Source organism: Protofrankia sp. CiP3 (assembly GCF_917627345.1).
GTDB lineage: Bacteria > Actinomycetota > Actinomycetes > Frankiales > Frankiaceae > Protofrankia.
The window spans coordinates 2,875-18,045 of the sequence record NZ_CAKJTM010000095.1; the positions used below are offsets into that span (position 1 = coordinate 2,875).

General features: G+C 71.2%; 8 protein-coding genes. 2 read left to right on the forward strand and 6 right to left on the reverse strand.

The window, feature by feature from the left end; translation table 11 throughout:
• Window positions 1-136 precede the first annotated feature (136 nt).
• The 6 genes from MJ797_RS21795 to MJ797_RS21820 all read right to left on the reverse strand — a co-directional run bounded on the left by MJ797_RS21795 (window position 137) and on the right by MJ797_RS21820 (window position 8,566).
• Window positions 137-1,759, reverse strand: a complete 1,623-nt coding sequence (locus tag MJ797_RS21795) for a helix-turn-helix transcriptional regulator (RefSeq protein WP_239340321.1) — start codon at window positions 1,757-1,759, stop codon at window positions 137-139.
• Window positions 1,760-2,016: 257 nt separating this feature from the next.
• On the reverse strand, window positions 2,017-3,213 hold the full coding sequence (fxlM, locus tag MJ797_RS21800) for a methyltransferase, FxLD system (RefSeq protein ID WP_239340332.1): 1,197 nt from the start codon (window positions 3,211-3,213) through the stop codon (window positions 2,017-2,019).
• Window positions 3,214-3,276: 63 nt separating this feature from the next.
• A complete protein-coding gene (locus MJ797_RS21805; protein ID WP_239311422.1) occupies window positions 3,277-4,476 on the reverse strand; it encodes a lanthionine synthetase C family protein in 1,200 nt (399 codons plus the stop codon).
• Entirely contained in the window at window positions 4,473-7,538 is a 3,066-nt protein-coding gene (locus MJ797_RS21810) for a lantibiotic dehydratase (RefSeq protein ID WP_239340347.1), read from the reverse strand. The genes MJ797_RS21805 and MJ797_RS21810 overlap by 4 nt, the downstream gene beginning before the upstream one ends.
• Before the next feature lie 80 nt (window positions 7,539-7,618).
• Window positions 7,619-7,810 carry an FxLD family lanthipeptide gene (locus tag MJ797_RS21815; protein ID WP_239340351.1) on the reverse strand — a complete coding sequence of 64 codons (192 nt, stop codon included), beginning with the start codon at window positions 7,808-7,810 and terminating at the stop codon, window positions 7,619-7,621.
• Window positions 7,811-8,164: 354 nt separating this feature from the next.
• Entirely contained in the window at window positions 8,165-8,566 is a 402-nt protein-coding gene (locus MJ797_RS21820) for a helix-turn-helix domain-containing protein (RefSeq protein WP_239340354.1), read from the reverse strand.
• 180 nt (window positions 8,567-8,746) lie between these two features.
• Between MJ797_RS21820 and MJ797_RS21825 the strand changes: the two genes are divergently transcribed.
• Entirely contained in the window at window positions 8,747-12,646 is a 3,900-nt protein-coding gene (locus tag MJ797_RS21825; protein WP_239340357.1) for a phage resistance protein, read from the forward strand.
• Window positions 12,643-15,171 (forward strand): BREX-2 system phosphatase PglZ (gene pglZ, locus MJ797_RS21830; RefSeq protein ID WP_239340360.1); only part of this gene is annotated, 2,529 nt, incomplete at its 3' end. The genes MJ797_RS21825 and pglZ, both read left to right, overlap by 4 nt.

Consider the following 15,171-nt stretch of genomic DNA (forward strand, 5'->3'; position numbering starts at 1 on the left):
AGGTGGGCAGCGGTGGGCGAGGTCGATGGCCCGGGTCATCCAGCGGTGGTCGTCGAGCTGGGTCATGGAGCGGCTCGTCCTCCCTGGGGCCGGCCCCTGGTAGGGGCGGACCGGATCGCCGGTGGCGGGATGGTAGTCAGCCGGTGATGGCCGTGGTGGCCCGGTCCATCGCCTGGCGGAACTCGCGTACCTGGGGGACAGTCTGCCATCCGGCGACGGCGTCACGCAGGGACCGCAGACTGGTCATGATCCGTCCGGAGTGCGTGCTGGCGCCAACCGTGAGCGCGTTGAGACCGAGTACGGCGGCTTGCTCTGGTTCGCGTGCTCCTGCGTGCGCGAGGGCTTCGCGAGCGAGGTAGACACCGCGGTCGCGGTAGAAGGCCGGGGGGAGGCCGTCGATCGCGGCCCGGAACCCGGTGGCTGCGGCCGGGTAGTCACCCAGTGCGGCGAGGCTGTGTGCCCGCTGGACTTCGATGTAGGCGGGACTGAAGAACTCGCCCCAGGGGCCGGTGTCGGGCCCGGCCCGGTCGAGGATGTCATGGGCGCGGTCGTAGAGCGTCAGGCAGGTGGTTTTCTCGCCCCGTAGTGCGTGGCCGTACGCGCTGTAGGTCGCGGCGATGGCGGCAAGACGACCGGTTGGCTCCGCGCTGGTCAACGCTGCGTCGGCGACATCGACAGCTTCATCTGGGTCGCCACGGTCGGCGGCGAGTTGGCTCTTGCGCGCGAGGATGAACACCGTGGCCTTGGGATCGCCTGCGCGGTGTGACCATTCCAGCGCTCGGTCGAGCCAGTATCCGGCGGTGGCGTGATCTCCGCTGTCTTGGTGGAGCCAGCCGAGGAGATCAGCGAACTGCGTTTGGATGTGGAGCAGGGTCTGCCGTTGTGGGCGCGAATTCGTGCCGTGTCGGAGATGGGTGGCGATGAGGCCGGTCTGTTCCTGCGCTGTGGTGATGACCTGGCGCGGTCCGAAGAGGTTGTCGTTCTCCGCGAGCACGGCGCGCAGGCGTGCGAAGTGATCGACGACGCGTGGGTCGATGGAGGACGATCCTGGTGGGATCGTCGGCATCGTGGCGAGCGGGCTGAGGGCTGCGCCGCTGGCTGCGGTGAGGCCCAGGCCACGCAGGAAACCCCGGCGATCGAGTGGCATGAGGACGATCCTCCCGTCCGGGGCGAGTTGCGGAAAAATGATCACGTTGCCTTCGTCGGCGGGACCGGCCGAGCTGGGGGCCGGTGCTTGCCCAGCTCTGGCTGCGCTGAAGGCGACTTCGACCGGTCCTTCGGTAGTCGTGCCCCATGGTGGCGCCGAGGGCGTGATCGAAGAGGCCGTCGACGACGCAGCCACGCGGTCCGGCGGACGGCGCATGCCGTTGATCAGGAACACGTCCGCCGGAGGGAGGTGTTCACGGTCGTCGACATCGACCAAGGCGTGGAGATCGCATCCGTACACCTCGGCGAGCAGGGCGAGGATCTGCGGGGTGGGACGCCGCCGGGCAGGGTGAGGCCAGTTCTCCACCTCAGACAGCCGCGGCGCGGTCATCGGGGCGGCGCCCTCCGGGTCGAGGCCGGCACGGACGGCGTGGGCGTTGATGCGATCGGCGGCCTGCTGCTGTGTCCAGCCGTGTGCGACACGGTAGGCGGCGCGGGGGCGTAGCCGGTAGCGGCGGGCGAACTCGATCGCGATCTCGTGGTGGCTCATGCCGGTCGCGTGCATCCGAGTCCGCAACTCGTCCTGCTCAACCCTTTGGCTGGGCCTGTTCATGGCGACGTTGCCACCCCTTCCAGGTCAAGGATGCTCGCTGATCCGGCAGCTACTGCCACCGATCGGTTCTAGCTCGGAACCCGCCCACGGTAACCGGTCCATCACTATCAGGGCAGTAGTGATCGGGGTGGCAGGTTGCCGCTCTTTGCGATGGCATTGTCACCTCTCCACGCCGACCGCAACTGATCTGCCTTGCCGCGAGATGTCGCGCGGGTACGCGGGTGGCAGGCGTCCTGGACAGGAGCAGTTGCGTACCGCTAGTAGCGCAGTACCAGGCGGTTCTCTGGCTTGGTTATGATCTTGCCTTTCGTCTGGTTGGGGATCGGCGTGCCGGTCGGGAAGGCGAGGATTTCGGGGTCGGCGGTGCGGTCGTGGTCCCAGGCGTCGATCTGGTCGACGATCCGTGAGGCGAGACGGTGACCGAGGGGTCCATGGCCGATGGCGCCGAGCTGCCAGCGCCCTGGGGCAGAGGTGCGTCGGATGGTGAAGTAGGCCAGTGAGCCGTCTTTGACCAGGGCTGGGCTGCGCGAGGCGATCGCGGGTGTGCACAGGCCCTCGGTGACAGCCTGCTGGTCGGCCTCAATGCGGACCGTGCCGTCGTCCACGGCGCTGAGGTGGAGCCAGACGCGGTCGAAGGGTTCCTGGCCGTGCACGGTCACGTCGGACCAGACGGTGGACTTCTCCCGGTCGAGGACGCCGCGCAGGGCCTCGGTATCGATGGGCTGGTCTAGGTCGTGGTGCAGGGCGGCGAGGCCGTCGGGGTGGATGACGCTCTTCCGTTCGCCGGGCTGGCCGAGCATGGGTACGAAGCCGCACAGGAAGACCCAGTCGGACTTCCAGTGGTCATCCTGCCTGGTGAGTGCGACAGCGCGGGTGGTGCCGCGCCAGCGCAGCGGGAGGACGAGGCGGCCATCGGGGACGAGCTGGTCCCACCAGGCCTGTGGGATGTCCCAGGCGCCGACCGTGACGATGACCCGGTCGAACGGGCCGTCCTCGGCGGCGCCGTCGGCGCCGTCGCGGGTGAGGACGCGGACGTGAGGAAAGCCGGTGTCGTCGAGGTTGCGCCGTGCTGCGGCGGTGACGTCGGCGTTGATGTCGATGGTGGTGACGTGGCCGCCGGTTCCCACGAGGGTGGCGAGAAGGGCCGCGTTGTAGCCGGTTCCGGCGCCGATCTCCAGGATGCGCTGGCCGGGCCGGACGTCGAGGGCGGTGAGCATGGCGGCCACGATGGTGGGGCCGGATGCGCAGCTGAGGTGGGTGCCGTCGGGGAAGGCGTGGGTGATGACCGCCTTCTCGTCGTAGGCGTCGGTCAGCGGCGCCTCGGGGACGTAGCGGTGGCGTTCGACGGAACGCAGCGCCGTTTCGACCCACGGGGGCAGATCCTGGCTGGTGAGGATGCGGTCGACCATGCGGTCGCGCAACGCGCCTGGTGATGTGGCTGCGGTGGTGTCCATCAGTCTCCTTCACAGCGGCAGGGGGCATGGTGGTGACAGCGGCCTCGGCGGGGTAACCAACTGCTAGTTGATCAACAGGCAGCGGTCCCAGTCTGGCAGCGCCGAGTCAGATGTGATCTCCAGGGCAGAATGGGCGAGCGCGATGCCGGTCGCGCCGTCCAAGAGTCCCGCGGTGGTGGGGTCACCCTTGCCGCGTAGGTACCGGTGCATGTGTGCTTGGGCGGCGCGCAGGGCGGCGGAGAGCTCGCCGGTGCTGGTGTCGGCCGCGGCCCGGTGGGCCGTCAGGAGGAGCCCGGCCCAGCCGTGGCAGAGTCCCGCGTCGGTGAGCTGTGCGAGCCGGTGGTCGTCGGTGAGGCATCCGATGAGGGTCTCGACCGCGTTGGAAACTCGTTGTTGGTCGCCGATGGCGAGGGCTGCGAGGTGTTCGGCTCGGGCGATTCCGGGACTGCCGTAGCACCAGGACGGTCGATGCGGCCCCGGGCGAGCTGCGCTGCCGGTACGTAGCTCGTTGTGGTCGATCACTTCGGGCCACCAGTCGGTCCGCCGCTGGCCTCTGCGCCACTGGTCAAGCCACGTGACGATGGTGTGGAGCGCGTCGACGTGTCCCGCCGTGGTGATGCCTTGGCGCTTGGTGATGGCCAGGAGCGCCAGCGGCCCGGCGACGCCGTGGGCCATGCCGAATCCGGCATGGCCGGCGTTCCACCGGGCGGATGCGCGTCGGTCGGGGCTGCCCGTCGCCCACCAGCCGGGCAGGTCGCGGCCGTTGACGCGGATGGGTCGGGTCAGCCGCACCAGGTAGGTGAGCACGTCCCGAAGAAGAGCGGTTTCGTGGTCCCGGTGCAGGAGGATGGCGCCGAGGCCGGTGAGTCCGTTGATCAGGTCGTACTCGCGGGCGTGGGGCAGCTGCCCATGATCGATGCGGCGGTGGGCGGTCTCCAGACGCTGCCGGATGACGGTGGCGATGGCGTCGTCGAGGGTGGCGAGCGCGGCGTCGTAGGCGGGGTGGCCGGCGGTGTGCAGGGTGTAGGCGACGGCCGGTGCGCCCTGGTACAGGCTGGCGGTGTCGGGATGGGCGTTGAGCGGGCTACGTGTCATCGCCATCGCGAGGCGGTGCACCGGTTCCCAGCCGTCGAGGCCAGCGCGGGCGCGGGCGATATGCGCCAGTGCGATCCCTGGTGCTCCGTCGCCGAGGGACTGAGCCCAGCGCGCCGATTCGGCATCGCCGAGGGCTGGGACCGTCGGGAAACGGGAGCGCGTGGTCACGGGCTGTCCGCCGTGGTGTGTGCGCGTCGGGTGAGAGCGATCTGCCGGGCCAGACGGCGGCAGGTGGCCTCGTCTGCGCGATCGATCAGCCTGGCGCGGTTGTGATGCATGTGCAGGAGCGTGGACAGAATCCGATCGGCGTCGGCGTTCCCGGGGAGCGCGAACCGATAGCGGGTCAACGCTTCCCGGCGGGCCTGCCACGTCTGGGCGAGGGCGGTGGGCAGGGATGTATCGCCCGGCAGGGCTCTTCGGGCTGCCCAGCGGGTGACCTGCTCGGTGACGAGCCGATCCGCACCGGGCGCGGCTTTGGCGGCGAGGTGCTCCAGCAGCCAGGCGTTCGCGCGGACGGGGTCGGCGTGGAAACCGTCGGCGATGTCCACCATGCCGATGGCAGCGAGCGCCATCGGATGGACTGCGAGCGGCGTCGGGAGCTGAAGTGCGATCGCGACCGCGTGCGAGTCTGCCGCGAACACCGCTTCGGCGGCGTCCATCGCGGCGCCACTGCCGTAACGGCCGATCTCGGGATGGTAGGTCGCCAGGGTCAGCCGGGACGCCGCGCCCGCGTCGCAGAGCTGCTGCCCCCACTGGCCGACCGCGCAAGCCACCGCGGCGTACTCCTCCTGGCCGGCCGTGCGAATCCGCAGCCGCAGATGGTCGGTCTCACGGACGCTGCGGTAGCGGGCGAACCAGTACGACCGGTCTCCGTCGAGCAGGGAAAGAAGCCGGGGCAGGTGCGTGCGGAGGAGGTCGTCGAGACGTTCGGGATGGGTGAAGATCTGCGCGTAGAGCCAGGAGCCGTGCGGCGAGGCCGGCCGGTGCGCGGCATTCGCGTTGGTCACGAGCGGCAGGGCGCCGGTGACGAGATTCGGCGCCGCCGGCACCGCCCGGAGGAACGGTAGGACAACCTCGTGGACGTGGCCGCCGATCCATCCCGTGTCCTCGACGGAGTCGGTCTCGGTCAGCGTCGCGCGGCCGTGTTTGTCCAGGTGCTCGCGAAGGATCGCCAGATGCGCGTCCACGGTGAGATCCAGGCGCAGTGACCGGTGGTCGTCATGGAGCTCCACGATGTCTGGGCAGGCCCCTCGCTGCCGCCACCGGGCGAATGCCAGCTCCCAGGAGTGACCATCGGCGCGTAGCGCCGCGTGGTCCGCGATGCTGATCCGCCATGTCGCGGGTGACAGGATCGCGCGCCGGTAACGCACCCGAGGCGTGTAGGGCAGGCAGGCGGCCAGCGGTCCCCAGTCGAACTCGGTGAAACGGGCGAGAAAGCCACGGGTCAACGTGGCGAGGAACCGTGCCAGCGGCGGTGCCTGCTTGCGCAGGGCGAGCGCGTGGAAGACCTGCGGTTCGACGACCTGGCGCCGCGAGATGCCGACCAGGTGCAGCCCGTCGGCCACCGCGACGATCCCGAGATCATCCAGGCGGATCACGGTCGATTCGTCAGCCCGGTGCTCACCGACCGGCAGCACCTGGGGCAGCCAGCGGGGAACCCGGGAGACGTTCTCCGAGTGCGGAAACAGCGGCGGGAACGACAGCTGGACCGGCAGCGCGCCCTCGACAGCCGCGGGTGCGGCGGCGAAGACAGTGTCCAGGCCGGCGTGGCCCACGGCTGAGCCGAACCGGCAGGTGAGCGTTCCGAACGCCCACGCGGGATGAACGCCGAACGTGTAGTCCCCCGCCGCCAGTGCCTGGACGCTGGCTGCGTGGACACGGGCTCCCAGCTCGACGTGTGGCGGAATCCAGCGTGGATTCACCGGCCTGTCCGCCGTGATCGCGGCGATGAGGGAGTCGGTAAGCACGAGTTCGTGATGTCCGGCGGTGACCGTGTCCCAGGCTAGGCGCAGCAGCTCCTGGTCACGGTGGCTGACCGTGTCCTCGGGTTCGGCCAGCATGCTGCCCGGGAAGCCAGCCGGCCAGCCGATGCCCGTATCGGGATGCACCGCGTCCAGGACGGGGACGAGTGCTCCTGTGCCGTAGCGGTCCCAGAACTCGCGGCACCAGTCGTTCCACCCCTGGTCCGGACGCGGCTGGCGCGTGAGGCGTAGCAACGCATCGACCGCGTGGGCCATCTCATTGGCGAGGTCGGCGGGGACAGCGATGTCGCAGTCGAGGTGCAGGTCCCCGGCCAGCGGTGTCCGGCCGGCCGGCGACAGCCGCCGCATCCGTTCCGATGCCTCCTCCCGTAGCCGTGCCTGCGTGCCCGGCTCGGCGTGGTCGTTGTTGTGCGTCCGGATCAGCTGCTGGGTGGCGCGGAGATCGCCCAGCATGGCGGCTGTCGCCTCGCCGTCGCCGGCCATGGCCTGCTCGACCGCCGCGATCACATGCGCCAGCGGGTCAGCCACGGTCATAGGCGCACGAAGATCCGTGATGAGGATGCCCTGGGCGACCAGGTCACCGAGCACACGGCGGACAGCCGTGGCAGGGGCGGCAGGAAACGCGAGCGCGACCTGGTCAAGCAGAAGGTGGAACGGGATCGGCTTGGCCGCCAGATCACGGATGAGACGCATCACCGCCGTGTTACGCACCGTCACCCGTCCCGGGCCGCGAGGCATCTCGATCCGGTCGCCGCGTTCGACCAACAGGTCGCAGACCACGACGTCCAGGCGAGCAAGCAGGTCGGGCAGCATCTCCAGCCGCTCGACAACGTCGTCCAACCACAGCGTGTCCGCCCGCAGGACCAGCCGGTGGCTCGCTCCCCAGCGCGCACGTACACCCTCGCCGATATGGATACCGGCGACACCGGCGAACAAGCCGAACGGAGTCGGCCGTCCCAGGGAACGCAGCAGATAGCGGACGACTGCCGAGGTCACCCGTCGAACCTGTTTGCCGCCCGCCGCCTGGTTGTCGAGAACAGACTCGACCTGAGCGGCGAACGACCCGCTTGCGTAGCGGATCGCGTCGGCAAACCCGGACAGTGCCCATACGGCGCGCAGCCACGACCGGCACGAGTCCGGATCGGACAACGTCGGCCAGTCCTCCGGCTGCTGGGACAGCGGAAGGACCGCCGCCCGCAGCATCGCACCGCCACCATGGCGGTACAGCGGTACGTCCACGTCGACCATCACACCTCCGTCTCACACTGCGGTCGCCGGCTCGCCGCGCGGGCGCGACCGGCGAGCCGGCGACCGCAGCCGTCACCAGGTCAGTCGCTGGCGCACGCCGAGGCGCAGGTCGAACCGCAGGTGTCGCTCGTGTCGCACGCCCGGATCGTGTATCCGGGCGCCGCCTCGACCGTCACCTGCACATCGAGCTGAAACTCGTCCAGCAGGCCGAGCGGTGTCGCCTCGGTCCGCTCCAGAACCGCACTCGCGGAACCACCAAGCGTCATGGTCATCAACCCCTTCGAAGGAGGAAGCAGGGCAACGCCCCGAGGGCGCGCCGTAACGATGCTCCGTCCCGGCCCGTGAACCATTCCCACCAGTCAGAATCTTTGGCTTCGCGCTCCGGGTGGCGCTTGACCTGCGAAAACAGGGTCCGCGAGCCATCCACGTTCGGCGATCGGCCAGGGCTTGACGACGAAACGTTCGTGAGCCACGAATCGCCGCGGCACACACGGCGGCTGTCACCCTTACGAAGGGGATCTTTTGTCTACCAGCGACCAAGATCGATGGTACTGGCCTCGAGGTCGATCTCGTCGGCCTGGTAGTCGGGCTCGCGGACCTGGGTGACTGTGAGGGTGAGCGGAGGTTCAGAGCAGGTCGGCGATCTCGTTGACCGCGTCGGCGCGGGTGCGGTGCTGGGTGGCGAAGCGTTCGGCGAGCTCGCGGCGGTCGCGTTGGCGCTCAGCCTCGAAGATGGCGATGTCGCGCAGCTGGATGCGGCGGTCACGGCCGACGCGGTGGGACGGGATCTCGCCGCGGTCGAGGAGCTTGTAGAGATGGGTACGGCTCATCCCGAGCCGATCGGCCGCCTGGCTGGGCGTCAACGAGGCGGCGCCGCTGGTCGCGGTGATGGTCGCCCCGTCACGGATGCAGCGGCTGAGGCTGAGCAGCAGGTTACGCAACTGCGGCCCGGCACAGCCCCGAGCGAAGCGCTCGAGTTCGTCCAGCTGTTCGGCCGGGATCTCCGCGGTCACAAGATCCTCGATCATGCCGCCCCCCTGGGTGTCACAGATGTCACAGATGAATCTAGCGGCATGGCTGGCTCGCGCAAGGCCAGCGCCGATGGGGCGTCAGACGGTGAAGGTAGCCTGCGACACAACGCGGTATGTTTGGCTGTCGCGCAGGCAAAGCAGTCCCAAGTACTCGCACGACCGGAACCCGGGGGCCGTATGACCAGCCCGTCGCCTCAGCCGCTGCTGCGCGACGTCATCGACATCCCGGAGCGGACGTCGGACAGCGACTTAGTCCTCAAGCTCACCGAGGGTGTCGCCGACGCGGCCGCGACGATGCGCGACTACGTGCTGACCGACCGGCTGGTGCACAACTTCGACGAGGCGCTCGGCCTGATCGCGCAGGCGGTGGGCACCGGCGCGTCCAAAGGCGTCTACCTGCACGGCTCGTTCGGCTCCGGCAAGTCGCACTTTATGGCGGTGCTGCATGCGCTGCTGCGCGGCGAGCCCGCCGCGCGGGCGCTCGACGACCTGGCCGCCGTGCTCGGCAAGCACGACGGCGAACTGGCCGGCAAGAAGTTCCTGCTCGTCCCGTTCCACCTGCTGGGCGCGAAGTCGATCGAGCAGCGGGTTCTCGGCGGCTACGCCGACCGCCTGCGCGCGCTGCACCCCGAGGCGCCGATCCCGGCGGTGCACCGGGCCGAGGCGTTGCTCGACGAGGCCCGCGGCCTGCGCGCGAAGGTCGGCGACGCGGCCTTCCTCACGGAGCTGAACCGCGCGGGCTCGGGCGGCGGCGAGGAGGACGAGTGGGGCAACGACGCCTCCTGGACGGCCGCCGAGCTGGACGCGGCCCTCGCCCCGACCGGTGCGGACGCGGCGGCACGGCGCCGGCTCACCTCCGACCTGCTCACGACCTGGTTCCCGAACACCTACCGTGACCTGCGCGAGGACGCCGAGGGCTTCATCTCCCTCGACCAGGGCCTGGGCGAGATCGCCCGGCACGCGAAGGAGCTGGGCTACGACGCGGTCATCCTGTTCCTCGACGAGCTGATCCTCTGGCTCGCGAACAACATGGGTGACCAGGCGTTCGTCTCCCGCGAGGTCCAGAAGGTCACGAACTTCGTCGAGGGCGGGCTCGGTGCCCGGTCGATCCCGGTCGTCAGCTTCATCGCCCGGCAGCGCGACTTACGGGAGCTGGTCGGCGAGTCGATCGCCGGCGATGTCCGGCTGAGCTTCCTCGACGTGCTCACCTTGGCCGACGGCCGGTTCGATAAGATCATTCTGGAGGACCGCAACCTGCCGCTGATCGCCAACCGGCGGCTGCTGCGCGCGAAGGACACCGCCGCGGCGGCCCAGATCGAGAAGGCGTTCGAGACGACGGCGAAGGTCCGTGCCGAGGTGTGGGACACGATGCTCGGTGTCAGCGCCCAGCTCGGCGCCGACCGGGACGCGTTCCGGCTCTCCTACCCGTTCAGCCCGGCGTTCATGGACACCCTCGTCCACGTCTCCGCCGCCCTGCAGCGCAACCGGACCGCGCTCAAACTCATGCGCCAGCTGCTCGTCGCGCAGCGGGACGAGCTGCGCCTGGGCCAGGTCATCGCGCTGGGCGATCTGTGGGACGTCATCACCCGGGGCGGGGACGCCCCGTTCACCGACGTGCTCAAGGCCGAGTTCGAGGCGGCGCAGCGGCTCTACAACCGCAAGCTGCGCCCGTTCCTGCTCGACACGGAGGGCCTCGACGAGGACATCCTCGCCCGGGTGCGCCACGCCCAGGCGACCCGCGCCGCCGTCGACGGGGAGCTGGCCGTCAAGGTCCGCCGCTTTACCGCCGACGACCGTCTGGTCAAGACGCTGCTGCTCGCCGCGCTGGCGCCGAGCGTGCCGGCGCTGCGCAACCTGACGCCGCGGCGGCTCTCCGCGCTCAACCACGGCAGCATCACGAGCCCGATCCCGGGCGGCGAGGCCGGCGTCGTCGGAAAGAAGGTCGAACGCTGGGCCGGCCAGTTCGGCGAGATCAAGTACCTGCCGGTCGAGGGCGGCGATCCCGGCGTCGGCCTGGAGCTGGTCGACGTCGAGATCGACGGCATCCTGAGCCAGACGACCGCCTACGACAGCGGCGGCAACCGCCGCGCCCTGGTCAGGAAGCTGCTCGTCGAGGAGCTCGGCGTCACCGTCACCGACGATGTCTACGGCGACCGGCTCGACCTGGTGTGGCGAGGCTCCAGGCGCTCCATCGAGGTCATCTTCGGCTCGCTGCGCAGCTCGGACCTGCGTGACGACCAGCTGGAACCAGCCGATCCCCAGACGTGGCGGCTTGTGATCGACTACCCGTTCGACGACACCGGCAGGCCGCCGGTGGACGCGCGGGCCCGGGTCGAACGGCTGCGTGGCGGTGGGACGCCGCACCGGGCGGTCTGCTGGATCCCGGCGGACCTGACCGCCGCCCGGCTCGCCGATCTCGGGATGCTCGTCCGGCTCGACCACCTGCTCAACCGGAACCGGTTCGACAGCCACGCCCAGCACCTGAGCGCCGACGACCGGCAGCGCGCCCGAGGCGTGCTGAAGAGCCGGTACGACGCGCTGCTGACGAAGACCCGTACCCTGCTGCGCATGGCCTACGGGCTGGCGAGGCGTGAGGAACAGGACGTCAGCGACTACTCGGACTGGCTGCGCGCCCTGTGGCCGGGGCTCACCCCCACGCTGGCCTTCGGGGCGACGTTCCGGGAAGCCGCGCGGCGGCTCGCCGGGGACCTGCTGACCGACCAGTTCCCCGGCCACCCCGACCTCGACCCCGACCAGACCGGCCAGCCCGCCAAGCCGGCCGATTTCAGGCTCGTCCTCTCCTATGTGACGAAGGCAGCCGAAGCGGGCGGCAACTCCGTCGAGGTCATCCGGAGCGACCGGGTGCCGATGCGGCGGATCGCCCCCGCGCTCGGCCTCGGGATCATGCACGAGGCGCGTTTCGAGCTCGGTCGGGAGTGGGTCGACCACTTCACCCGGAAGGCGGCGCAGGCCGCGGCCAGTGGCTCCAGTGGCTCCGGCGGCTCCGGCGGTGCGGACGGCGAGCTGCGGGTGGCCGACCTGCTGATGTGGATCGACGAGCCGAAGCCGCGCGGCTTGGACAGCCCGCTCGCCGCGCTGATCGTCGCCGCGTTCGCCGAGCAGACCGACCGCGCCTGGTACAAGTACGGCGGGATCCTGCCCGCCCCGCCGGAACTGACGGCCGGGATCAAGGACATGACGCTGCGTGAGCAGCCGCTGCCCAGCCCCGAGGACTGGGCCACCGCCTGCGGGCGGGCTGCGGTCCTCTTCGGAGTGCAGCCGCCGCCGCTGCGGCGCGGCCGGCTGATCCGCGCGTTCGCCGAGGACTTGGTAACGAAGGCTCGGGGGCACGTCGCGGCGACGCGGGACCTGGTGACCGCGCTGGAGGCACACGCACCCGATCTCGGTCTCAACCCACGGACTGGGTGTGCCGTGGAGCCGGCCGGCTCCACCACGGGACGTCTTCGGACCGCCCGGGCCGCCCACGACCTGGTTGCGGCGCTGGCCGGCCCGAAGGCCGGCGCGGAGATCGTCGCGCGGCTGGCGCACGCCGATCTCGCGGGTCCGGCGGAGCGGCTCGCGCACAGCATCAGCCGCGCCGCGGCCGTCGCCGGCGCTGTCACGTCCGCCCCGTGGGGCGAGATGTTCGGCATGATCGCCACCTTGCCGGAGCCCTACCAGACGCAGGCCCAGGAGATCCTCGGGCGCATCCGGAAGGCAGGCGCCGCCGACGAGCTGACGACCCCGCTCGCCGGCGTGCTGAGCAACGCCCGGTCCGACGCGACCCAGCTCATGCGCCGGGCCGTCAGCACGCCACCCGTCGGCCCGCGGCCCGCCGACACGACTCCGCCCCCGCCCGTCGCGCCGCCGGTGACGCCGGTGACGCTGCAGACCGGCAAGCCGCCGGTGATGATCGACGGGAACGGCATGACGGCTCCTGGGCAGGGAACCGTTGCCCCGGCCGAGCGGCAGTGGCGCGTGCGGCCGGCTGAGCTGGACCGGGCCTTCGCCGTCGTCCGTGACTATGTCGGTGACCAGTCCGGCGAGATCGAGATCATCTGGCGGCCGGCACGGTGAGCGTCCTGTCACCCGCGGCCAGCCCAACGGGCTCCGGCACGCCAGCGCCGCTGGTCACCAGCGCGATGCTGGTCGGCCGGGTCGCCCGACTGCTGCGCGGATTGGCCGGCACCGGCGAGCGGGCGCGGATCCTGCTGGTGCGGGCGCAGCCCGAGTGGCCCGGTCCTGGCGAGCTGCTCGTCGGCGGCAGGCCGGTGCGGGTCGTGGCCTGCGTCTCGCCGCTCGGTGTGCTTGAGGAGGTCGCGCGCTGGGGACGGGAGCCGATGCCCGACGGCTGGCTCGTGCTGCTCACCGACGCCGACGAGGAGACCCTGGGCGACACCGTTCTCGCCCAGGTCCACCGCCAGCGAGTCGACGTGATCGAGCCGTGGGCCGCGGTCGCGGAGGACTTCGGCGCTGCCCAGCTCGACCCGCGGCTGCGCACCCACGCCTACCGTTGGATGGCCCAGGCGCTGCTGGAGGCACGCCCGCCGGCTGGCTGGCCGCGCCGGCCCGGCGGTGTCCTCAGCGTCGAGGACGCGCTGGCGGAGCTGACCGCCGTCCGGCTCGGCCTGACCGAGCTGGGCCTCAATGCCGCCGACCTGGACATCGCCACGTTGCTGCGCTGGACGACGGTTCCTGGGGCGACCGATGCGTTCCGCCGGCTCGGCGATGACGAGCGCGCCGGCATCACCGCGTTCCTGCGGGAGCGGACCGGGCACGCGGGGCGCGCGTTGACGACGCTGGTCGCCGCCGGCAACGGCGAGCGTTCGCTGGCCCTCGGCCTGGTCTGCGACTGCCTGTGGCCCGGGAAGGACCGCGGCTCCGCCGGCCTGGACGCCGCGGCCGTCGAACGGGCGAAGGGCCGGGTGGAACGCTACTTCGGCGACACCCAGCTCGACGACGAGACCATGCGCCGGTTCGCCGACGCGGTCCGTGAGGCCGTCCGCACCGGGATGAACACGCCGGACGACCTGCCGGGGCTGCTGGACACCGCCGACCGGCTGCTCGACGAGCTCGACGCGCGGGCCGCCGGCGCGACCAGCGACATCCTGCGGGCCGGGTTCGACGACCGGCTGTCCGCCGTCGCCACGACACTGCGCGGTTTTCTGGCTGCCGCCGACTCCGACGCACACCACACGTTCCCTCAGACCTCGGCCCGCGAGGTCGCGACCGCCGTTGACGTCCTGCGGGCGCATCTGCTCGCCGGCCTTGAGGCCGGGCAGGTCGAGCGGGCAGAGATGGCGGCCCGCGTCGCCGGCTGGCTCGCCGGCCAGCCGGTCGACGGCCCCGGCACGCTCGCCGCCGCGCTCGATGGCTATCTCGACGACGCGGCCTGGGCCGATGTCGCGCTCGGGCAGCTGGCCGTCGGCGACCCGTCGCCCACGGTCGGCGCCGTCTACGGCGACCTGTACCGGGCCGCGATCCGGCGGCGGCATGCCCTTGACGCCAGGTTCGCCCGGCTGCTTGCTGACTGGACGACAACCGGCAGCCTGCCAAGCGAGACCGAGGGCGTGCCGCTGGGCATCGAGGAGGTCCTCGACCGCGTGGTCGCCCCCGTCATCACGGCCCGGGGCAAGGCCCTGCTCGTCGTGCTCGACGGGATGAGCGCCGCCGTCGCCATCCAGCTCGCCGCTGGACTGCGCCGCGAGCGGTGGGCGGAATGTGACCCGCTCGGCGACAGCGCGGGCGGCGCTGCCCGGCGGCGGAGCGCACTGGCCGTCCTGCCGACTGTGACGGACAGGTCGCGTGCCTCGCTGCTCGCCGGCCGTCTCCTGACGGGCGACAAGGCGAAGGAGCGGAGCGAGTTCGAGGCTCACCCGCGCTGGGCGCGGCGCGCGGTCCGGCTGTTCCACCACGCCGACCTCGACGGCACGCCGGGCTCCGCGCTCGACCGGGAGCTCAGCAACGAGCTGACCTCGAACACCCCGCTCGTCGCCGTCGTCATCAACACCATCGACGACCTGCTGGACAAGGGCCGGCAGCGCGACGACGGCGGCTGGAGCCTCGCCGATGTCGGCAAGCTGCGCACCATCCTGCGCTACGCGCAGACCGCGGGCCGGGCCGTGATCCTCACCAGCGACCACGGTCACGTTCTCGACCACGGCGCGTCGCCGCTGGCCGCGCAGGACGCCGTGTCAGCGCGGCACCGCGTCCCGGTTGACGATGTCTCCACAGATGTTCGTGACGGCGAGGTCGCGCTCGCCGGGCCCCGGGTGCTCGTACCCGGCGAGCGGATCGTCGCACTGTGGGACCCGGCGCTGCACTACCGGGGTCGCAAGGGCGGCTACCACGGCGGCGCGTCGGCGGCGGAGGTGACCGTGCCTGTGTTGGCGTTCCTGCCGTTCCGCCTGTCAGCGGCGTCGACGAGTCGCGATGTGCCAGCGGGCTGGCGGCTGCTGCCCGACCAGCGGCCCCGCTGGTGGTCGCTGGAGCGGCAGAACCTGCTCGCCGGGCTCGGCGGCGGCGACACCGTGCCCGCCGGTCGGCGCCGTGGCGACGCCGCTCCCGCCGTCGCGCCGGCGGCACGGCCGCGCAAGCGGCCC

What these genes read in the sequence shown, in the direction of transcription:
- fxlM (WP_239340332.1), bottom strand. Translation starts at nt 3,213, where the DNA reads ATGGACACCACCGCAGCCACATCACCAGGCGCGTTGCGCGACCGCATG.
- MJ797_RS21810 (WP_239340347.1), bottom strand. Translation starts at nt 7,538, where the DNA reads ATGGTCGACGTGGACGTACCGCTGTACCGCCATGGTGGCGGTGCGATG.
- MJ797_RS21815 (WP_239340351.1), bottom strand. Translation starts at nt 7,810, where the DNA reads ATGACCATGACGCTTGGTGGTTCCGCGAGTGCGGTTCTGGAGCGGACC.
- MJ797_RS21795 (WP_239340321.1), bottom strand. Translation starts at nt 1,759, where the DNA reads ATGAACAGGCCCAGCCAAAGGGTTGAGCAGGACGAGTTGCGGACTCGG.
- MJ797_RS21825 (WP_239340357.1), top strand. Translation starts at nt 8,747, where the DNA reads ATGACCAGCCCGTCGCCTCAGCCGCTGCTGCGCGACGTCATCGACATC.
- MJ797_RS21820 (WP_239340354.1), bottom strand. Translation starts at nt 8,566, where the DNA reads ATGATCGAGGATCTTGTGACCGCGGAGATCCCGGCCGAACAGCTGGAC.